This is a genomic window from Chlamydiales bacterium, assembly GCA_031292375.1.
Classification (GTDB): domain Bacteria; phylum Chlamydiota; class Chlamydiia; order Chlamydiales; family VFKH01; genus JARLHF01.
The window spans coordinates 1-21862 of record JARLHF010000065.1; the positions used below are offsets into that span (position 1 = coordinate 1).

The following is a 21862-nucleotide window of genomic DNA, read 5'->3' on the forward strand; positions in this document are numbered from 1 at the left end:
AGAAAAATTGAAATTTTTTGAGTAGATTTATTGATAAATTTTTCAAGCATATGTGAACATATGGTTGAAAAATTTAACGATAAAGATGTCAAAAAAGACAATTTTAACAAGCAAATGTAATTACGCAAGAAGTCTATTCATATGATTAGCTTTTGGTATTGTTTTGATAGCTTGTATTTTCTTCCTCTATTTGATGCATCAGTGATACTTAAGAAGCCATTTTCAACCCAAGTAGCACAAAGTAAAGCAAGTTTTTTTAAAGTTTATAGGTAGGGGCCGGTGATGGAGTGCTTATTTTTTGCGATAGCCTCTGGTGTACCTGTTGCAACGACAAAACCTCCCTCACTTCCAGCTTTTGGGCCTAAATCGATGATGTAATCAGAAGAGCGGATAAGATCAAGCTGATGTTCGATCACGATCATTGTATTTCCTTTGTCAACAAGCCTTTGTAAAACAGATACAAGTTTATTGATATCATCAGCATGAAGACCTGTTGTTGGCTCATCAAGTAGGTAGAGCGTTTTACCTGTAGAGCGTTTTGCAAGTTCGCGGCTAAGTTTTAAGCGCTGCGCTTCCCCTCCAGAGAGCGTTGCAATTTCTTGTCCTAGTTGTAAATAGCCAAGACCCACAGAAGAGAGAGTCTCAAAAATGCGCTTAATTTTAGGGTGCGCTGCAAAGAGGACAAGAGCATCCTTGATAGTCATTTGGAGTATATTTCCAAAAGTTTTTTCCATGTATAGAACTTCTAGACTTCTTGGATTTAGGCGAAGGCCTTTGCAATCTGGACACGTGATGACAACAGGTGGAAGAAAGTGCATCTCAATCTTTTTATACCCAAGACCTTGGCAACCCGTACACATACCTGCTCTATGATTGTAGCTAAAGTGTTTAGGTTGCAGCCCCATAGCTTTTGCTTTGGGTATTTTTGCAAAAAATTCGCGCAAGCAAGTTAGGGCCTCTACATAAGTTACAACATTGGAGCGAACAGTGTGACCAATTGGGTTTTGGTCTATCATAATGACTTTATCAAAATGGTTTAAGCCAGAAATAGAGCCATCATCGGAAGATAGCGCATCTTTTCTACCTACACCCCTTTGTACTAGGGGATGGAGAAAATCGTGAATGAGCGTCGATTTCCCAGAGCCAGAAACGCCTGTAATGCATGTTAAAAGGCCAATTGGAAGCTCAAGAGAGATGTTTTTTAAGTTATGCATAGTAGCATTTTTTATGAAAAGAGATCCACTTTTTGCATATCTTCTTGTTTTGGGAACAGCAACAGAGTTTTTTCCTGAGAGATAAGCTCCTGTAAGGGAATTAGGATTATTTTTAATTTCCTCTAAAGTACCCCTAGCTACGATATGTCCGCCCTCACTACCAGCTTTTGGTCCCATGTCGATGATGTAGTCAGCTAAAGAGAGCGTCATCGGATCGTGCTCGACAAGTAAAAGAGTGTTGCCAAGATCTTTAAGTTTTTTCAGGCAATTATTGAGTAGTTCAATCTCTTTTGGATGAAGACCTACTGTTGGCTCATCGAGGACATAGAGAATACCCGTTAAGCCACTTCCTAGCTGGCGTGCAAGGCGTATGCGTTGTGCTTCTCCATTACTTAGAGTAGGCGCTGTTCTATCTAGTGAGATATAATGAAGGCCTACTTCTATAAGAAAATTAAGACGGTTTATTAATTGCTTTAAGACTTCTTCCAGTAGCGTACTTTGCTCTTTGGATAGGGTAATTGTCTGTAAAAAGGAGAGTAGAGAAAGGATTGGAAGAGAGCAGACTTCATGCATTGTTTTACCGTGGACTTCTACATGAGATGCAAGTGGATTGAGTCTAGAGCCTTTGCAAGAGGGACAAACCATTTCATGTAGCCAAGGAATTATTTTTTCTTTGATAAAAAAATGAGCTTTATGTCCCGCTTTTGCAAAGACTGGGTTTATACCCCTCCATTGGTATGAAAATCCTGATTTAGTTTCATACCACTTTTCTGGTGGAGAACCATTCATCAACAACTGCAGTTTTTCTGGTGGTAAATCTGAGAGGGGATCTTCTAGAGAAATCTTTTCTTCTTCAAAAAAAGCTTTCATTTCATGGATAATTTTATAGATGTTACGAGATTTTCCCTTATTCCAGACAAGATTAAGAAGGCCTGTGACATTTAACTGCATGATGTCTGGAAATTTTGCAAGGTTCGCTCCGTATTGAGTGCCAAGGCCAAGGCAGTCAAGACACATGCCAGAGTGCGTGTTAAAGGCAAAGCTTTGAGGGGTTATTGGAGGGTAGGATTTTCCTGTACTTTCTACGGAAAAAGATAGGTTAAAATGAATTTCTTCGTTGTCTTTGATGAGGGATACTTTTTCGCAAGAGATCTCTGCTGCAGTACTTATTGCCTCAAAGAGCCTTGACTTAATGTTGGATGAGACTTTTAATCTATCAACAACTAAAAAGAGCTTATTCTTCCTTCCTCGTATATAAGGAATTTTTTCATCTAGCTCGAAGAAAGATCCATTGAGATAAATTCTTAAAAAGCCTTTGCGGGCAAGTTTTTCTTGTACCTCTTCAAAACTCTCAGAGGAAGTAATCTCTATGGGTGCAAGAATATAGATAGGTGTGCCCTCTGGAAACAAGAGAATTTTTTCTACTATAAACTCTTTGCTAATAGAGCAAATTCTCTCTTTAGTCTCTGGACAATAGGCGATACCACTTCTTGCAAAAAGAAGGCGCAAATAGTCATAGATCTCTGTAAGCGTTCCAACTGTTGACCTTGGATTTCCAGCATGTGCTTTTTGTTCGATTGCAACAGAAGGGGATAATCCTTCTACACTGCCCACTTTTGGTTTTGGCATTTGCTCTACAAACTGTCTTGCATAAGGAGAGAGTGATTCTGTATAGCGTCTTTGACCCTCTGCGTAGATAGTATCAAAAGCAAGAGAGCTTTTACCAGAGCCAGAAGGCCCTGTACAGATTGTAATTTTTTCCCTTGGAATGGTTGCACAGACGCGCTTTAAATTATGTGTTTCAGCATCCATCACGGTGATATTTTGGATGATAGCATCTTTTTTATTCTTTTTCTTTTTTTCTTTTGCAACAAGTTCAAGGTAGCTATTGTTTAAGGCAACAGATAGTGCATGCCCTGTAGGTGTTTTAAGAAGCGATATTTGCTCGGGAGTGCCTTTTGCAACGATTTTTCCGCCATCATCTCCACCTTCTGGACCCATATCGATGATCCAATCGGCAGTTTTGACAACATCCATATTGTGCTCAATGACAACTACTGTATTACCGCGATCGACCAGTGTGTGTAGGACTTTTAAAAGCTCTGCAATATCGTGAAAGTGAAGCCCTGTTGTGGGCTCATCTAAAATGTAGAGAGTTTTGCCAGTAGAGGGGCGGATAAGTTCTTTTGCAAGTTTGATGCGCTGTGCTTCCCCTCCAGAAAGTGTCGTCGATGGTTGTCCAAGTTGGATATATCCCATGCCTACTTTGATGAGCATTTCTAGTTGATGAGCAATTTTTGGAATGGCTGAAAAGAATGCATGGGCATCAAGTACGCTCATTTGAAGAACGTCGTTGATCGATTTGCCTTTAAATTTAACACTGAGTGTTTCCTCATCAAATCTATTGCCCTTACATATCTCGCAAGTGACCCAAGCATCCTCCATGAAATCCATATCAATTTTTATAAGACCCATTCCAGAACAGTTTGTACAGGAGCCTTGTTTGACATTGAAACTAAATTGTCCTGGCTTATATCCTTTTGCAAGGCTTTCTGGAAGCATGCTGAAGAGGTCTCTAATTTCATCAAAAACTTTGATATATGTTGCAGGATTAGATCGTGGTATCCTTCCAATAGGTGTTTGATCGATGGCTATTACCTTATCAATTTTTTCAATACCCAAGAGCTCTTTGTATTTCCCAACAGGTAATTCTGCTTTGTGAAGAGAATTTGCAAGAAGTGGGTAGAGAATATCTGAGATAAGAGAGGATTTTCCAGAGCCAGAAACACCTGTAATAGCAACAAAGAGGCCAAGTGGCACTTCTAAATCAATAGACTTTAAGTTATTATGGGAAGCTCCTAAAATTTTGATACAATCTTTGGAGGGTTTCTTTCTCTTTTTAGGGATAGCAATTTGCAATCTTCCAGAGAGATATTTTCCTGTGAGAGAGGAGGGATGTTTAAGAAGATCCTTAACAGGTCCTTCAAAAATAACTTCGCCGCCCTTGACTCCGGGCCCTGGCCCAAAATCTACAACATGATCTGCATGCAATATTGTCTCCTCATCATGCTCTACTACGATGACAGTATTTCCCTTGCCCTGTAGGTGGCGCAATGTTTGTACAAGACGTGTGTTGTCCCTTGGATGTAGGCCAATAGAGGGCTCATCGAGAATGTAGGTGACACCCACTAGCCCAGAGCCTATCTGCGAGGCGAGACGAACTCTTTGCGCCTCACCACCAGAGAGTGTGGGTGATTCTCTGTTTAAACAAAGGTAGTGAAGTCCTACATCCATCAAAAAGTAAAGGCGCTGTTTGATCTCTTTAAGAAGCTCACAAGCGATAATCTCTTCTTCTTTAGAAAGTTTTATGTTCTCAAAAAAGTCGAGGCAATTTTTGATGCTCAATGCAGTGATTTGTTGGATGCTTTTTTCAGCAAGAAGAGCTTTCGATGGATAGGGTTTGAGGCGAGATCCTTTGCAAGCAGGACAAATTTCTTGATGCATGAGCTTTTGCATCTTGCTTTGATATAAAGCGCTTTTAGCATCAGCAAGACGCGTTTTTGCATCAGACAAAACGCCTTTCCACGAAACATATTCTGTCCATGTGTTTTTCTTTATGGGGTGTGTAAAGCGCATAGAGGTCCACTTTTGATCATTTCCATAGAGAAAGACATTTTTTGCCTGTTCTGATAACATTTTCCAAGGAGTTTTTACATTAAATTTATAAAGTCGGGCTAGGTTGTCATAAATGTTTCCATAGCGCACAGTTGCGTAAGAACTTGCAATAGAGCAGCAATCTTCTTGAATGCTCTTGTCTTCGTCGATGATAAGATTTAAATCAAAGTCTTCAACTTTTCCAAGGCCATGGCAACGTGTACACATGCCATGAGGGCTATTAAAAGAAAAATCGTGTGGTTCTAGTGCTGCATAAGAAATACCAGAGCTTTGTGAGTAGGCGTGCATAGAAAAGAGGGTTTCTTTTTCACTCTCTACATCGAGCACGCTGCAAAGGCCTTTGCCCATTTCAAGAGCAGAAGTTACAGCTTCTGCTAGGCGAGAAAAATTTTCTGTAGAAACTTCAATACGATCAATGACAACATCGATATCATGGGAAAGGCTTGTATCAAGAGTGATTTCTTGATCCAAGAGTTCGATTTTCCCGTCGATACGTGCTCGCAAAAAGCCTTTCTTTTGTAGCATTTGAAGATCTTCTGCAAACCCTGCCTTTTTTCCTTTTGCAAGAGGCGCCAAGATAAGAATTTTTTTGCCTTGAGGAAGTGCTTGCACAGATTTGATGATGCGCTCTTTACTTTGCAAGGCAACGGGCGTATTACTGATAGGGCAAAAGCCCTTTGCAACTCTTGCAAAAAGAACACGCAAGTAGTCGTAAATTTCTGTCATTGTGCCAACAGTGGATCTAGGATTTTTACCGGCAGTTTTTTGTTCGATAGAAATGGTGGGGGAGAGGTTATAGGCATGCTCAAGGTCTGGCTTTGCAAGGTCACCAAGGTAGCGTCTTGCAAACGTAGAAAGGGATTCTACATATCTTCTTTGTCCTTCGACAAAAATGGTGTCAAAGGCAAGAGAGGACTTTCCAGAGCCAGAAACTCCTGTAAACACAATGAGCTGGTTTGGCTCTAAAGAAAGACTTATCGAGCGTAAGTTATGTACACAAACATTTTTTAGAGTGATGGGGCGTGACTGCATTCACCGATTATACAGTCTTAATCAAAAGTTCTTCAAGCGAAAATTTCGCAAGCCGCAAGTACTCTAAAAAGCCTTCTTTAACGCGATCCTGCTGCTTCAGACAATGTAGGTAAATCTAGTGAAGTAGGGTCATCTTCATATGGATTTAAATTGGAAAAAGAGCTTGGTGAGACAAATTCAACAAATGAACCTACTCGTAAAAAAGAACGTGATGAAGGTTGTTCTTCTGGCTGCCCTAATATAGGTTGAGGTTGTGCATCTGGCTGCTCTAATATAACTTTAATAGCGTCTTTATGTCTTGCAAGAGCAGTATTTGCTGAAAGGCGCGCTTCAGGGTCTATTTGTTGAAGATCACACACTAAATCATGGATTAATTTAGTCAAAGGATCTGCCATATGGAGATACTCTAATGAATGGTTTTCTATCTCTATTGTAAATCTAGGTGAGCTGTTATTTATTATAGGCATAAGTAAGTCAGCTTCTCCTGGCATTTGATTACGAGCAGGAAGTTGTATGATCGGCGAAGCTACGCTTTGAACTGCTGTTATCTTTGGAAGAGCAATTCCCATCAATTGCCTGATAATACAACCAAGTGTCCAGGCATCTCGCTTAGTGCTATTTGCGTGTCTTATTGAATTTTCATAAAGCTTTTTGTCAATTCTTTCTGGACCAAGTTGTACAGCTATACATTCAGGAGGAAAAAGCTCTTGGATTCCCCAAAGGCTATATTTTCCTTCATCACTATTTTTAGAAGGAGTTGCGCATTCTAAGCCACCGATAAAAGCTTGGAGTCTACTGTTTTTGTTGCAAAGATAGATATTTGCAGGGTGAAGATTTCTATGAACGATTTGCCTGTCTGCAAGGCAAGCTGCTCCTTCAATGATATCCGAGATGATTTGTAAACGCTTCTTTGTTGAAAGCTGGCGATGTTCTAATTCATATTGTAAGTTCCTATCATAGTAGGGGTAGATGAACAAAACTTTCTCTTCTCTTAAAGCAGTTACTCTTATTGTTGTTGCAATGTTTTTTGCGCCATCAAGACTAAGTTTGTTTGCAGATGATGTGGTCTTCCACTTATCAACAGATCTAACCATTAAAACAGCGCCCCTATCATAATCGATGGCTAAATGCATCCCATTATGGGTAGGCTGCCCTGTAAAATGAACATAGATGGAAGAATCGCGATTCATTTGAAGATAGGGTAAATCACCCTCTATTCCCTCAAGGGAAGGATTCTGTCTGCTACTACAACGTAGTAGTGCATTATCTATACGGTAATAAGAAACACTTGCATGCTTATCTATTCCACGAAGCAATGCTTCGCGCTCATTTCTAATAAAGTTGCAGATTTTCTTGCAAGAATCGTGGGGCATGGCGCTTCTAAAGAGAGCACTTGTTCCTGTTTGAAGAAAGTTAGCACCACTTTTGCTTTGTAGAAAGTTGTGAAAAATGCGAGGTTCACTACAAGCTCGCTTTGCAGCCGCATATACAATGTTCCTTGAAATATTGAGACGTTTTGCTATGCTTGCAACATTAAGGTTTAGATAGAGTGTGTTACCTTCATCACGTAGAGTTACCGGAACCCATTTTCTAAAAATTGAGAATGAAGAATTTTTTAATTCTTCACGTGCTTCATAAAACTGCTCCGCTGTTAAAACATCTGCAGCAATTTTGACAAGACCTGAAACAATAAGTCTGTTCCTCAATTGTCCAGAGCTGCAAGAACATGAAGTTGAAGAAGCTTTGCATTCTCTAGTCTCATAGGTGAGTGTTGTTTCAGTTAAATTAATGGAACTCATAGTAATATAATATGTTTAATTAAAAATGTGAACATATCGTACAGGATTAATTGAATTTATGCAATTAAATTTATTTTATTTGACCTTATGCAAGGTTATTAAAAAACTCTATTGACTATTTATTCTGCATGATGTAACAGAAAAATTTATTTTTACATATATAATAGTTATAGCCATGTCTTTTTTTAACATACGCAATGCATTTTTAGGTGTCATTCTTCTTTCATCTTGTAATGTATCAATGCCAAAGCAAGAACAAGTTAAAAATATTATAGCGCCTCCTTCTTTACAGAAAAGTATTTGTACAAGCATGCACACGCCCTTTTTTACAAGAAGTACATGGCCAAAAGATTGCTGGTGGAGTGAATTTCATGCCCCCGACTTAAATTGTCTAATAGCATCAGCCCTCAGTAAGAACCCAACTATTCAAGAAGTTCGAGAGCGTATTGAACTTGCAAGGCAAGAATCGATTGTTGTGCGAGCAAAGCTTTTTCCTTTAGTTTTTTTTGAGTATGAAGATACCAAAGAGTATGTAAGCCACAATGGGCTTTACAGGGCATTTAATCCTAAATTCCCCATTAGTGCAAACTTGGTAGACCTCTCCATTGGCTTTACCTATGAATTTGATTTTTGGGGGCAAAATGCAAATCTATTTGCTGCAGCCCTTGGAAGGGAGCAAGCAGCAAAAGCGGAATCTGCAGAAGTGATTTTAGTAACAACAACAGCGCTTGCACAAAGTTATTTTGCTCTTAAAACTAATCTCATCAGAAGAGAGCTTTATTTAAGACTTTATCGTGTGCGAAAAGATGCGTTTGAGTTGCAGCAACTATTATTACAAAAAGCATTATTGTCTAAGCTGGATCCTCTCCTTTCTGAGGAGCTAGTTTTAGAAGCAGGAAAGCTTGTTGCAAGTATTGAAGAGGAAATTGCAGTTAATAAACATGTAATCAACACTCTTGCTGGAAGAGGTCCTGACGAGTGTCTTAACATTACAGAATGCTTGTCACCTATTCCTGAAAAGATCGCAATCCCATGTGATGTGTCTCTCAACTTACTTGCAAGAAGGCCAGATCTTATGGCAACGATTTGGCGAGCAGAAGCACTTGCTCATGAAGTGGGAGCTGCCATGGCTGATTATTATCCCAATATTAATCTGGCAGGCCTTGTAGGCGTGGAAAGTGCTTTATATTCTCAAATTTTTCAAGCAAGAAGCATCACAGCAAGTGTAACTCCAGCTCTTTATTTGCCAATCTTTACTGCCGGTGCAATTGGAGCAAACATTAGAGCTCGCAAGGCAGATTTTAATGCAGCTATTTATGCCTATAACCAGCTATTACTAGATAGTGCAAGAGAAGTTGCTGACTTACTTGCCCTTGGAAGGTCTGTGTACGAACAAAAGGCATTGCAGAATCTTGTAATCGAGCGATCTAAACAACGCTATGAGCTTACAGTTCTTCGTAAAGAAAAGGGCTTAGACAATTTCCTTGCCGTTTACCAATATCTAGAAGAGCTTATTGATAAAGAATTAGAAGATGTAACGCTTATTTATAATCAATATTTAGTAACAATAAAATTAATCAAGGCTTTGGGTGGTGGCTACCATGCAGAGTGTATCCCACTAAAAAAATATGACAACTAGCAATACACCTCCACAGAAAAAAAGAAAAAAGTTTGCTTTATGCTATTTTGGGATCTGTTTATTACTTGTTTTATTAGGATTTTTATTTTGGCTGTTTTATTTGCGCTTTATTGAATATACAGATGATGCTTATGTAGAGGGCAATCAGGTCTACATTACGCCCCTTCGTCCTGGCTTTATACAATCCATTTATACAGATGATACTTATCTTGTTAAAAAAGGACAATTACTTGTTGAACTAGATAAAACAGATTCTCGTATTGCACTAGAAAAATCTCAAAAAGATCTTGCAAACACTACAAGAGAAGTGTCTCAGCTTTTTCATCAAGTTTTTGTCTACAGAGCAGAGCTTGTAATAAAAGAGGCCATTCTAATTAAAGCCGCGCAAGATTATCAGCACAGGCTCGATGTACTTGCAGCAGCGGGTGTTTCTCTGGAGGATTTTCAACACGCCGTTGCAGCTCTTCGCTCTGCTCATTATGATTATAAAAAAACAGAGACGCTTTTCAACCAAGCACTCTCTTTGGTGCAAGGAACTTCTATTATGAGTCATCCCCTTGTTAGAAGTGTAGCTGACAGGTTAAGGGATGCATATGTTCAATTGTATCGTTGTGATATCTATTCTCCTGTTGAGGGGCTTGCAGCACAAAGAAAAATTCAAGTAGGCATGTGGGTAAACGCTGGTAATCCTCTTATGAGCGTCATTCCACTCGATCAAATTTGGGTAAATGCCAACTTTAAAGAAACGCAGCTTACAGATATGCGTATTGGACAAAAAGTAAAAATTACTTCAGATCTTTATGGAGATGATATTGTGTTTAAGGGTATTATTCTAGGGCTTCCAGGAGCTGCTGGAAATGCATTTTCACTTCTTCCTCCACAAAACCTATCTGGAAACTGGATTAAAATTGTACAACGCCTTCCAGTGCGCGTTGGATTGGATCCAGAAGAACTAAAAAAATACCCACTGCGTATTGGACTTTCTATGGAAGCAACAGTGAATTTAAGAGATCAAAGAGGTTTGCGCGTGCCCAATTCCACAGAAGGATCACCTACTTATTCAACAACGATTTTTAGAGAAGAGGAATTGGGTGATTTAAAAATGGTTGCAGAAATTATAGAAGAAAACTTAGATCCAACACTTATGGAGTATGCAGACAGACCTTTGAATGTGATAAAAAAAGAACTAGATGTAAACCTTCAATGCCTTGTAAATCAATTATGAAGATAGGATTTTTAATTACTCTCCTTTCGGTATCTTCTTTGCTTATCATGAATACAACGCTGCCATTGATGTCTGGATTATATATCGTAAGTGATCTTGGAGGAAGTCAATTTACAGGAACATATCCCGTTACTTTTTTTGCCATAGCAAATGCTCTTGGAATACCTTTAGGTAAGTATTTAGTTGATAAAATAGGCGCTAAAAAATCACTTCTTTATTGTTTAGTTCTCTTTGCATTTGTTTCATGGTTTTGTGCGCTCTCTTTAAACTTTCCCATTTTTGTTGTTTTAAGATTTATTCAGGGACTAGTTTGTGGACCTTTTTATTATCAAATCTCAAGGCTGCTTCCAAAGAGTGTTGGTATCACGTCTGCACTTCTTACAATTGCCATAGTAAGTCCTGTTGTAGGTGTGAGCATTGGAGGTATTGTTGCTTACGAATACAATTGGCGCTATCTATTTTACTTCGATGCTTTTATTGCGCTTATCTTAGCGTTTATACTTAGTTTTATGAAAAGTGAAGAAAACAATCCAAAAGTGCCTTTTGATGGCTTTGGATATATATGTTTGTTCATTGCTGTCACAGCTATTGGAACTGTGCTTACAGCGGGGCAAGAACTTGATTGGTTTCGCTCACAACTTGTTATAGCACTATTGATCATAGGTTTTATCTCATTAATTTTTGTGGTCTTTCGTTTTTTTTCCCATCCTTTTCCTATTATCAATTTTCGGATGCTTACACGTCCCTTATTTGTGTTTGCACTACTTAGTTTGAGCCTATTGTTTTCAGCTTATTTTGGTATGGTAATTCTCTTAGTGTTCTGGCTTGCTCTTTATGTCAATTTTACGCCTCTTTGGATCGCTCTTTTAATTGGAACAATGGCCATTGCTGGAATATTACCAAATTATTTAATCCAAGAGAAAATAGGGTGCGATCGAAGAATTCCACTGCTTCTGGCTATAGCTATACTGGTTGTTTCTTGTTTTCATACAACAATTTTTAATGTGGATGTAAATTTTGAAAGAATTGCATTTTCTAGGATTTTAGCAGGATTTGGTCTGGCACTATTTTTACCCCCCCTTTTTCAGATTAGTTTTGAGAGCTTTTCTAGTAAGCGAGCAGTTCAAGTTCTTGAATGGTTTCAGATGACAAGGGCTCTTGCTTGTGGTTTTGGAGCCTCTCTTTATATTATCCTTTGGCAAAGAAGGACTGTATTTTATCATGAAAGGCTAGGAAGTGCCCTTACAGACTTTTCACAGCAGACAGCGGATTTTTTTTCCAAAGCGTTTCTTGTAGGGCTTAAGGGGCTTTCTGCAGACGCTCAGCTTGAAGACTATCTTACAAGGCAATCGATAGCACTTGCTCTTGATGATTGTTTTTATCTGATGGGGTGGCTTCTTGTGGGGCTATTTGTAGTAACACTTTTTACTTTTTTTTCTAGGAATAAAGTACTATCTTCTAAAAAAAAGGTTTTTAATTTATAAACTTAAAAGTTAATCTATATTGATATAAAAAATATATCTTTTGACTTGACGCTAATACTCTAGCCTTGATAGCCTTGTTACAGCCTTGAAAAACTCCGCGTTGATAACATGGCTGGAAGATTTGTAATCCCTAATTAATAAGAGAGGAATAAAATGAAATTGAAAAGCGCTTTAACGGCTATATTATCTATAAGTACATTTGCATTTGCAAGTCCAGCCATGAATGGAGTTGCTGATGATGAAAATGTTATTCTAAATTACTCAGTAGACGATCAAAATGAAAATGGAGATAATCCATCATTGAGACTTGCATCTACAAATAGCGAAGAAGAAATCGTCTCTAAGCTCGTGCTTGCATCTGCAGATGATGAAGATAGTGATGATGAAGACAACAAAACATCTTCTGGTATGATGCTTGCATCTACAACAGACGATGAAGATAGTGATGATGAAGACAATAAAACATCTTCCGGTATGATGCTTGCATCTACAGACGATGTAGATAGCGATGATGATGATGATGACAACAAAACATCTTCTGACATGATGCTTGCATCTACAGAAGATGAAAATGATAAAAATAGCTTCAAAGCTATTGCTTAATTAGGGTCTCTTTTTTTAAGATTAAGCCGGTAAGTATTTTTTATTTATCGGCTTTTTTTATTAGACATAATGTAGGTTAAAATGGCTTTTGAATTTGATCCTAATCGTCAGTTTAAAGAGGCTTTGGAACTTACTGCAAAGTATGCATCTGATGGAAATTTGCTTGTTTCCAAAGAATTGGAAAAAATAGCATCTGTTGTAAAAGATGTTTTGCCAGAAAATATATCTAAATTGCCAGAAGGCTCCTACCAAGTTAATAGATATGATGAATTGTCAAATAATTTAAAAACAATTGCAGACAGGGTAACAAGAACAAAGTCGTGGGTTTGGCGCATACTTAATTTTTTTGGTATTTTTTCTAGAGGAGAGAGACAAACCATTGCTATCTTAAAACAAGTAGAGTCTCTTTGTTCTCAATTTGGAAAGGAACAAGATCATACCTATATGGAAGAAAAGATTAGCCGTATAGAAAAAAGAGATCTTAACTTAAAAGGATTTTTCTTATTTCCACGTTTAGAATCAGATCAAGAGGAGAATCTGGACTTAGCTGGAGGTTTTTTTGTTCTATCCTATCGGATGTTATTTAATGAATTAAGTAATTTTATAGATGAATATGAAGGGGAATTGAGCGCAATTGACTTAGAACTTATTAAAAAAGCGCTTATAGGCCTTCAACAAGGTATTGAAAAAGTTATGAGTATTCACGAGCTTATAGAAAAATGTGTGAATACAGAGTTTGTAGATCTAGTAAAAGTCACCTCAAAATTTAGTTTAGATTTTACTGAAGAACTTAAAAAATTAGCAGTAGGGGAGTCTTTAACACTTCCAGCAGGAACATCTACTCATGCGATTATTTATAAAATTACTCGCGAAAGTAATGAAGAATGTACTTTTAAAATATATAATACGGGTCAAGGAGCTCAAATTTCAGATAGAGATAAGTGGAAGACGTACTCCGCAAAATTCACACATTGTCCTTTAAACAAGGTTGCAAATGAAATATTTATTAATAATTTAGTTGATTTTAATGTAGATTCCACTAAACCTATACATACAAATAGGATTATAGAATATATAACAAATGTATTGGGGAAAGAAAATGAAATAAGAGGAGATCATTATCCTTTACAGGTAAGGGGATCTTGCTCTTTGGACTCTCTAATGGCTTATTTAAAAGGATCTTTGCCAAAGCCTATTTTTTATGCTTTTCAGCTCTATGTTACAAGAAAGCTTGCAAATAAAGTCGATACATTTTTTTTAGACCGATTTACACCTTCTATAGTAGAAGACTTATCATTAGTTGCAGCATCCACACTTGCAAATAGAGAATCCGCCTTTAAAAGAAAGGTTAAAAAGTGGTCCATTCATGACCCTAAAACAGATCGGATCTCTTTTACAGCTTTAAATCACTTTCCAAAGGCACTTACAGATAATGAAAAACTTTTACAAGCAGAGCATTATGAAAGGTTTTATGATGTAGTTGCACATCCCGTAATTATATCAAAATTAGATGAGTGGTTAGCATGACATCATTAATAAGTATTCACTCTTTATCAAAGTCTTTTGGAACAGAAGTTTTGTTTGAAGAGATCTCTTTTGTGGTATCGCAAGGAGACCACCTTGGATTAATCGGCCCAAATGGCGCTGGTAAGTCTACCTTATTGAAAATTTTAATGGGCCTTGAAAAGGCAGACTCTGGATCGATTGCTAAAAGACAAGGTCTTCGTGTAGGATATGCAAGTCAGGTACCTGAATTTCCCTCCAAATCATTAGAACAAGTTCTTGTTGATCATGTGTTAAATGAAGATCCTGAAGAGCTTTTAACACGAGCAAGAATACTTCTTGGAAAAGCGCAATTTACGGATTTTTCTCAAGATGCAACACTTCTTTCTGGCGGGTGGAAAAAACGTCTGGATATTGTAAGAGCCTTGATGATAGAGCCAGACCTTCTTCTCTTGGATGAACCTACTAACCACCTAGATTTAGAGGGCATTCTTTGGTTAGAGAAGTTTTTAGCAAAAGAAAAAATCACCTATATTGTGATCAGTCATGATCGCTATTTCCTAGAAAATGTAGTTAACAAAGTGCTTGAATTGAACAAATGCTATCCACAAGGTCTATTTATGACAGGTGGCAAGATGAGTACGTTTGCAACTCATAGAGATGCCTTTTTAGAAGCACAATTGCAGCAAGAAAGAGGGCTTGCATCCGTTGTACGCGATGAAATTGACTGGCTTAAACGCTCACCAAAGGCTCGTACTACAAAGTCAGAATCACGTGTTCAAAGGGCGCATGAGTTAATCAATGAGCTTGCAGCCGTTCGAAAGCGTAATAAAACGCACAAGGTGAATATTGAATTTTCAGCTTCTGAGAGGGAAACTAGAAAACTCATTGTTGCAAAAAATATTGGTAAGTCAATAGATGGAAAAACTCTTTTTAAAGGGATAGACTTAAACCTTTCTCCTGGAAGTAGAATAGGTATTGTAGGCAAAAATGGCACAGGTAAAACAACACTATTAAAGATTCTTGCAGGTGTTGTTCCCCAAGATATGGGAACAGTAAAGTATGCAGAGGATCTTCGCTTAGTCTACTTTGATCAACATAGAGAGCACATACCTCCTGAAATTTCTTTAAAAGAAGCACTTGCACCTAATGGAGATATGGTAAATTACCGCGGTCAATCGATTCATGTCAATGGATGGGCAAAAAAGTTTTTATTTCAAGCAGATCGTTTAACAATACCTGTAAAATGTTTATCAGGTGGTGAGCGAGCAAGAATTTTAATTGCAAAGCTGATGCTAGAGCCTGCTGATGTGCTTTTTTTGGATGAACCAACAAACGACTTAGATATAGAGACACTAGAAGTTATCGAAGAGAGCTTAAAAGAATTTGCAGGTGCGGTTGTTTTAATTACGCATGATCGCGCTTTGATGGATAATATTTGCACTCAAATTTTAGGCCTTGGAAGTAATCTAGAGCAGCAACTTTTTGCTGATTTACGCCAATTTGAGCAATCACTTGCTGCTACAAGTTTTTCTCAGAAAAAAGAAGAGCTTTTTAAACCTTCATCCGCAGTAAGTGATAAACCATCCAAAAAATTATCTTATAAAGAGCAAAAAGAACTTGAGGGCATGGAACAAGCTATCATGGGAGCTGAGCTGGAATTAGAAACTTTACAGCAAAAACTAGATGATCCAGTAGTTCATGCAGATCCTCAAAAGGTGCAAGAAGGCTATGTAGCCCTAGGGTTTGCTCAAACAAAATTAGATAAGTTATTTGAGCGCTGGCAGTATCTTTTGGACAAATCACGAGGAACTTAATTGCTTTTATAATAGACTTCTTGCATAATTAGCTTTGCTTAGAAAAATTGAAATTTTTTGAATAGATTTATTGATAAATTTTGAGAGCATATGTGAACATATGGTTGAAAAATTTAACGATAAAGATGCAAAAAAAGACAATTTTAACAAGCAAATGTAATTACGCAAGAAGTCTAATGCAGCAAAACTACTTAGACCTATTATTCCAAAAGCGCGGTGGAGAGCCAAGGCACTCTCTTGCAAAGATGCAAGCTCTTTGCAGGGCATTGAATCATCCAGAAAAAGATTTACGCTTCATACATATTGCAGGCACTAATGGTAAAGGCTCTGTTGCTGCTATGTGCGCATCTATTCTTAAGGAAGCAGGTCTTTCTGTAGGCCTTTACACCTCGCCCCACCTTCTTTCTTATCATGAGCGCTTTCAAATTAATGGTCAAAAAATTTCTGACGAGGAATTACGAGAAGAGCTTGCATTGATAGAGAATCTTATCCCCGATGCACATTTCTTTGAGATCACAACGATGATTGCACTTTCCTGGTTCAAAAAAAAACAAGTCGATATTGTTATTTTTGAAACGGGTATTGGGGGAAGGCTGGATTCTACTAATGTGATTACTCCGCTGCTTTCTGTAATTACATCTATTGGCTTTGACCACATGAGTTATTTAGGAAATTCTCTAAAAGAAATTACAAGGGAAAAAGCGGGTATTATTAAGTCCAAAATCCCCTCTATTACTCTGTTACAAGAAAAAGAGGTTATGGATGTTTTATTCGAAAGGGCAAAAGAAGTAGATAGTCCTTTAAAAGTGATTACTGCAAGTGATCTTGACAGGTATAAATCTCCTCTTTTAGGGGATCATCAGCGCTGGAATACGGCACTGAGTGTTGCAGCTGTGCAAGAAATATTACCTTCTATTTCTTCTAGCACGATTGAAAATGGTTTAAAAAAAAGTGTATGGCCAGGGCGCTGTCAACTTATTGAACAGGGCAATGCTCTTCCAAAAATTCTTATAGATGGCGCTCATAACGTTCAGGGGGCTATAGCACTTGTAGACTTTATTGAAAAATATTTTGGCAGCAATCAGGTGACACTTATCTATGGAGCACTTATTGGAAAAAGTGTAAAGGAAACAGGACTTATCCTTAAAGGCATTGCTAAGGAAGTAATTTTGACAAAAATTGCAACGGAAAAGTCAGAAACACTTGAAAATTTATCAAAGATGATTCTTGCAAAATATGCTTGTAATAGCTTCCAGGAGGCACTTAAAAAAGCAAATTCTATTGGAGCGCCCATTGTTGTTGCAGGTTCTCTCTATCTTGTAGCTGACGCACTTGCTTATCTATACACAAACAAGGTCAAGTGGATACTATAACGCAGGCCTTCAGCCTGCAAATCATGTTTTGGAGTAACCTAGGGCGTGTGCCCTAGGCTTTTATAATACAGGGCGATGCCCTGAAAATTATGCTTGCAACTATTTCAGGCTGAAAGCCTGATTTATAAAAGCCTAGGGCACACGCCCTAGGTGCTCTCAGCATGTAATTTGCAGGCTGAAGGCCTGCGTTATAATTCGATGCCCTGAAAATTATGCTCAGTCAGAAATCAATAGACACTTTTTGAGGGGTTACCGTAATCATTACGGTATTTTGAATACTTCTACTTTTGATATACTCCCTAGCCATTAAATGCTGATAAGGAGATTTTTAAGAGTTAAAGGTCCTCCTTTTAGGCGCCAGCAAGCGGCAGTATCAATAAATAATAATATACGGGTGGTTTTTATGGCTTCTAGTAGTTTTTCGTTAGTTTCGCCTCATACACACGGAACAAATAGTATATGTTTGTCTCTGGATGAGCTAGTTACAAATTCAAAGGGAATAAGGTATTCTCAAAAAGATATTCTTGCAATTTATTTACAAAGCTTGACCTTTCTTGCCAAAGATCAAAAAGATTTATTAAGAAAAGCCGTTGAGGGCATTGATGGAGAAGGAAGCTTTATTCCTAATGCAGGTGAAATTAAAAAGGCATTTATACTTTATGATAAATGCGTTAAGCAATTAATACCCGAGGATGACGTGCTTGCGGGATCTTATGTTCCAAGTCTGTTACGCTCTACTTTTATAAAAATTTATAATAAGATTGTTCATGAAGAAAAATTCTTTTTATTACAAAGTAGATCTCTAGTTTTATTAGACGCATTTCTTGCACAAGAAAATATTGTACAAGCAGGGCGCAAGGTTCTACCTAAAAGTCTTGTACACTACTTTTATACAGGGAAAGAGGGTTGTCGAATATATGAAAAGGCTGAAGAAATAAAGGCTTTAAAAGAGCGTATTTCTGACTTATCAGAGAGTTTAAGGCAGGTAATGAGCATTGTTGATAGAGCGTCCAGTAAGAAGTTTTATCCTCCAGTTACTATAGAAGAGGGTAATTTTAGATGTATTAGTGGTAAAATATGGAACCTTTCTCCTGCAGTAATTCGACATGGTGTTATAGCCTACAATGCAATTCGCGCTCAAGATGACCAGCAAGAGCTATTTACAAGAAATATTGATGAAATTTATACTTATCAAGGTGGCGTGGACTTTACAGCTACTGGAATCTTACAAAAACTTGCAGAAGAGTACTTCAAAGAATTTGGCACTAGAGATTGTCAATATGTAGCTGTAGTTCGATTAGTTCAAGGTATTTATGCAAAAGGCGTAAATCAAGTGTGTTATGATGCACTTACAAATATTTTGGAAGGTAGTGAAGGTAATAGTGGATTATTAGCGCGGTTAGAAAAACAAAAAGAGGAAATTGATGAGATGAGCTTTAGGTTAGCAGGTCCTAGAGTCCTTCAGCATCCTTTAAGTGACTGTAAAGAGGGAGATTTTTCTTTTCTTACTGATGATTTATCCCAGAGGGTCATGACGGTTAGTTTTTTAGGTGCTCAAGCAACTGTTGGTCAAACTCCAAGTATTTGGGAGATCTTAAAAGAGGGTGTAGAAAGATTTGCAGATTTTCAGAAAAGAAAACAATTTTATTCTGCTCAGCCAGTTTATAAAGCATTTGAGGAAAGCAGTGAGCAACAAGCGCTGGGACATACAGGATTATCACATAGCTGGATGCTAGAAAATTTAGAAGATATAGCAACGCAAGGTTGGAGTGGTTACGTACAAGAACATTTAATACATATTGCAAAAAATTACGGTTTTGGAAGTCTACATCGCAGCAATGGAGTCTTTTTAAACTAAACAGAAATTTTAAGGAAAATGAGTTATGAGTGCTATAAGTGAGCCAGTAGGGACTTCTACGGCATTTATTACAAATTATATTGAATCTAATTGCTCAGATTTAAGTGTAAACCCAAGATTTTTTATTATCACAGGAGGCCCAGGTGTTGGTAAAACCTCTATCATTAACAAGCTTGCAAACAGCTACTCTGTTGGAATGGAAGCTGCTGCTGATGTAATTAGTCGAGAGCTTTCTTTAGGAATAGAAACTCCTTGGGCATTAGATGGCTTTCGTGAAAAAATAGTAGCGCTGCAAAAACAGCGTCAACAAGAACTCTTAGCAAAAAATGTTCATATGGCATTTTTTGATCGATCTCCTATTGATACAATGAGTTATTGCTTGCATTTCGGTGCAGTTCCCACCGCAGAGTTACAGCATAATGTTCAAGAGGTCGTTAGAGAGGGATATTATTCTAGAACTGTTTTTTTTATAGAACACTTGGGATTTACTGAACAAACTGAAATTAGAGCTGAAGCAGATGAGGAATCTCTAGCTATCGGAGAAAAAATAAAAGAGAGTTATAGAAACCTTGGGTTTAAAATCATTTTTATCCCTAAAGATACTATAGAAGAAAGGGTAAAGTCAATTTTAGCCCACATAGAAAGTGAATAAGTTTATTAAAATAAATTTTTATAAATCATTAATTATCAAGAGGTTTTTATGTCATCAGTTACTATACCTGTAACTCAAACATCTTACTCACCAAGTACATCTTGCGTGGATAGGACAGAAATATCTGGGTCAATAGCTAGTTCTAGCTCGACTGCAGAGAAAACACGAATTGTTTTTGAATCGCTCGAAGAGCGCCCAGCTGATTTTAAGCCAATAAAATGCAAAATAGTTGCTTGTGTGTGCTATCTTGATGCTAATTTGGTGGATGTAGATGGCAACGTAGTTACTGTTAGAAAAATACTTTGTCTACAAAGAGATAGAGCAAAAGAGGGGCAGAAAAAAATTGACTGGTCCTATCACTGGGGACTTCCTGCAGGAAAAGTTGAAGATGGGGAAACATATACAGATGCAATGATTAGAGAGGTTCTTGAAGAAACGGGAAAAAATATTCGACAACAGCAAGCAGATGGAAAAATTCCTGAAGCAAGAGAAGTTTATGTACGAGAGCCTCGTGAGGACAATCCTTCAAAACATACAGATTTTGTTTTCGAAATATATCAATGCGCATTTCCTGCAGAAGAAGAGCAAATAGAGGTTCCTCTTGAACAGGATAAGCATGTGAGAGCTGAATGGTTAACTACTGAAGAGCTTCTGGATGGGCGCTCAATCATTCCAGGAATAGATGAGAGTATCGCAATTTTTGAGCGTATTTGGAAGCAAAAGAGCGCATGAACAAGATCTATACACAAACAAGTCCCATTCTTGAGCTTGTTTGTGTATATCTTTCAGTTTGTTTGTTCCCATTCTATATAGTCAATTTTTTTAATTAAAAATAAGGGTAATAAAATGAAAAAAATATTTATTTGTGCCCCAAATAGGCATAAGGAAAAGACTCGAAAGCTTGCTGATAAGCTAGAAAAAGTCGGATTTTCAGTGAAATATGCTGCAGAATTTACAAAACAGAATATGGAAACAAAGGACATATTTGAGTCTAATATGAAATTAATAAAGAACTCAGACATATTCCTTGCATACTTCGTAGATGATGGACACTATGGAATTGACTTTGCAGTGGAAGTTGGGCAAGTATCTGGAATGGGAAGGCCTGTATTTGGATTTGCAGATTTGCATGAAAATAAGATGGATGAATTTCAGAAGAAGCTAGATAAGGATGTAATGTTTATCTACTCAATAGATACGCTTGTTTGGGACTTTAATGTGCTTTTAGAACATTTAAAGACGCACTAAAACCAGGGGCTATTGATGAAGATTTTTAACATAGGTGATGCATGTATTCGGCTCTTACAAAAGAGTGAAAGCATCGAATTGTTTGAGATGTTTGCTGAAAACTTAGGTTTAGGACCTGGCTTGCACTTTCATAGGGGAATGGAGGAGGGGTTTTATGTCATTTTTTGGAATAGCCTAGGGAGTGTGCCCTAGGTGCCATCAGCACGTAATTTGCAGGCTGAAGGCCTGCGTTATTGCTTTGATGCCCTGAAAATTATGCTTGCAACTATTTCAGGCTGAAAGCCAACATGGATACTATAAAGCAGGCCTTCAGCCTGCAAATCATGTTTTGGAGTAACCTAGGGCGTGTGCCCTAGGCTTTTATAATACAGGGCGATGCCCTGAAAATTATACTTGCAACTATTTCAGGCTGAAAGCCTGATTTATAAAAGCCTAGGGCACACGCCTTAGGTGCCCTCAGCACGTAATTTGCAGGCTGAAAGCCTGCGTTATAATTTGATGCCCTGAAAATTATGCTTGCAACTATTTCAGGCTGAAAGCCTGATTTATAAAAGCCTAGGGCACACGCCCTAGGTGCCATCAGCACGTGATTTGCAGGCTGAAGGCCTGCATTATTGCTTTGATGCCCTGAAAATTATACTTGCAACTATTTCAGGCTGAAAGCCTGATTTATAAAAGCCTAGGGCACACGCCTTAGGTGCCCTCAGCACGTAATTTGCAGGCTGAAAGCCTGCGTTATA

The 21862-nt window shown here is 37.8% G+C and carries 14 protein-coding genes; 12 read left to right on the forward strand and 2 right to left on the reverse strand.

What is annotated here, in order from left to right:
- Positions 1-263 precede the first annotated feature (263 nt).
- Both uvrA and P4L16_07895 read right to left on the reverse strand, forming a co-directional pair.
- On the reverse strand, positions 264-5921 hold the full coding sequence (uvrA, locus tag P4L16_07890) for an excinuclease ABC subunit UvrA (GenBank protein ID MDR3625041.1): 5658 nt from the start codon (positions 5919-5921) through the stop codon (positions 264-266).
- A 77-nt stretch (positions 5922-5998) separates the two neighbouring features.
- Entirely contained in the window at positions 5999-7720 is a 1722-nt protein-coding gene (locus P4L16_07895) for a protein kinase (protein ID MDR3625042.1), read from the reverse strand.
- A gap of 175 nt (positions 7721-7895) precedes the next feature.
- Here P4L16_07895 and P4L16_07900 point away from each other — a divergent pair, with 175 nt between their 5' ends.
- The 12 genes from P4L16_07900 (at position 7896) to P4L16_07955 (ending at position 21314) form a co-directional block, all read left to right on the forward strand.
- The gene (locus P4L16_07900; protein MDR3625043.1) at positions 7896-9359 is read left to right on the forward strand and encodes an efflux transporter outer membrane subunit; all 1464 of its coding nucleotides are present in this window, start codon (positions 7896-7898) and stop codon (positions 9357-9359) included.
- On the forward strand, positions 9349-10584 hold the full coding sequence (locus tag P4L16_07905; GenBank protein MDR3625044.1) for an efflux RND transporter periplasmic adaptor subunit: 1236 nt from the start codon (positions 9349-9351) through the stop codon (positions 10582-10584). Before P4L16_07900 ends, P4L16_07905 begins: the two co-directional genes overlap by 11 nt.
- A complete protein-coding gene (locus tag P4L16_07910) occupies positions 10581-12068 on the forward strand; it encodes an MFS transporter (GenBank protein ID MDR3625045.1) in 1488 nt (495 codons plus the stop codon). The genes P4L16_07905 and P4L16_07910 overlap by 4 nt, the downstream gene beginning before the upstream one ends.
- A 153-nt stretch (positions 12069-12221) precedes the next feature.
- The gene (locus P4L16_07915) at positions 12222-12671 is read left to right on the forward strand and encodes a hypothetical protein (GenBank protein MDR3625046.1); all 450 of its coding nucleotides are present in this window, start codon (positions 12222-12224) and stop codon (positions 12669-12671) included.
- A gap of 81 nt (positions 12672-12752) precedes the next feature.
- On the forward strand, positions 12753-14198 hold the full coding sequence (locus tag P4L16_07920; protein MDR3625047.1) for a hypothetical protein: 1446 nt from the start codon (positions 12753-12755) through the stop codon (positions 14196-14198).
- Positions 14195-15991, forward strand: coding sequence for an ABC-F family ATP-binding cassette domain-containing protein (locus P4L16_07925; protein MDR3625048.1), 1797 nt, complete (start codon positions 14195-14197; stop codon positions 15989-15991). The genes P4L16_07920 and P4L16_07925 overlap by 4 nt, the downstream gene beginning before the upstream one ends.
- 125 nt (positions 15992-16116) lie before the next feature.
- Positions 16117-17364, forward strand: coding sequence for a bifunctional folylpolyglutamate synthase/dihydrofolate synthase (locus tag P4L16_07930; protein ID MDR3625049.1), 1248 nt, complete (start codon positions 16117-16119; stop codon positions 17362-17364).
- Between the two features lie 403 nt (positions 17365-17767).
- Positions 17768-19222 (forward strand): hypothetical protein, encoded by a 1455-nt coding sequence (locus tag P4L16_07935; GenBank protein MDR3625050.1) that lies wholly within the window; start codon positions 17768-17770, stop codon positions 19220-19222.
- A 25-nt stretch (positions 19223-19247) separates the two neighbouring features.
- The gene (locus tag P4L16_07940) at positions 19248-19874 is read left to right on the forward strand and encodes an AAA family ATPase (protein MDR3625051.1); all 627 of its coding nucleotides are present in this window, start codon (positions 19248-19250) and stop codon (positions 19872-19874) included.
- Between the two features lie 48 nt (positions 19875-19922).
- Entirely contained in the window at positions 19923-20606 is a 684-nt protein-coding gene (locus tag P4L16_07945; protein ID MDR3625052.1) for an NUDIX hydrolase, read from the forward strand.
- 114 nt (positions 20607-20720) lie between these two features.
- The gene (locus P4L16_07950) at positions 20721-21122 is read left to right on the forward strand and encodes a nucleoside 2-deoxyribosyltransferase (protein MDR3625053.1); all 402 of its coding nucleotides are present in this window, start codon (positions 20721-20723) and stop codon (positions 21120-21122) included.
- Positions 21123-21137: 15 nt separating this feature from the next.
- The gene (locus P4L16_07955; GenBank protein MDR3625054.1) at positions 21138-21314 is read left to right on the forward strand and encodes a hypothetical protein; all 177 of its coding nucleotides are present in this window, start codon (positions 21138-21140) and stop codon (positions 21312-21314) included.
- The last annotated feature ends 548 nt before the right edge of the window (positions 21315-21862 follow it).

Bases quoted from the DNA above. Each gene is read 5' to 3' on its own strand.
- uvrA (MDR3625041.1), bottom strand. From the start codon at position 5,921: ATGCAGTCACGCCCCATCACTCTAAAAAATGTTTGTGTACATAACTTA.
- P4L16_07895 (MDR3625042.1), bottom strand. From the start codon at position 7,720: ATGAGTTCCATTAATTTAACTGAAACAACACTCACCTATGAGACTAGA.
- P4L16_07900 (MDR3625043.1), top strand. From the start codon at position 7,896: ATGTCTTTTTTTAACATACGCAATGCATTTTTAGGTGTCATTCTTCTT.
- P4L16_07905 (MDR3625044.1), top strand. From the start codon at position 9,349: ATGACAACTAGCAATACACCTCCACAGAAAAAAAGAAAAAAGTTTGCT.
- P4L16_07910 (MDR3625045.1), top strand. From the start codon at position 10,581: ATGAAGATAGGATTTTTAATTACTCTCCTTTCGGTATCTTCTTTGCTT.
- P4L16_07915 (MDR3625046.1), top strand. From the start codon at position 12,222: ATGAAATTGAAAAGCGCTTTAACGGCTATATTATCTATAAGTACATTT.
- P4L16_07920 (MDR3625047.1), top strand. From the start codon at position 12,753: ATGGCTTTTGAATTTGATCCTAATCGTCAGTTTAAAGAGGCTTTGGAA.
- P4L16_07925 (MDR3625048.1), top strand. From the start codon at position 14,195: ATGACATCATTAATAAGTATTCACTCTTTATCAAAGTCTTTTGGAACA.
- P4L16_07930 (MDR3625049.1), top strand. From the start codon at position 16,117: ATGCAAAAAAAGACAATTTTAACAAGCAAATGTAATTACGCAAGAAGT.
- P4L16_07935 (MDR3625050.1), top strand. From the start codon at position 17,768: ATGGCTTCTAGTAGTTTTTCGTTAGTTTCGCCTCATACACACGGAACA.
- P4L16_07940 (MDR3625051.1), top strand. From the start codon at position 19,248: ATGAGTGCTATAAGTGAGCCAGTAGGGACTTCTACGGCATTTATTACA.
- P4L16_07945 (MDR3625052.1), top strand. From the start codon at position 19,923: ATGTCATCAGTTACTATACCTGTAACTCAAACATCTTACTCACCAAGT.
- P4L16_07950 (MDR3625053.1), top strand. From the start codon at position 20,721: ATGAAAAAAATATTTATTTGTGCCCCAAATAGGCATAAGGAAAAGACT.
- P4L16_07955 (MDR3625054.1), top strand. From the start codon at position 21,138: ATGAAGATTTTTAACATAGGTGATGCATGTATTCGGCTCTTACAAAAG.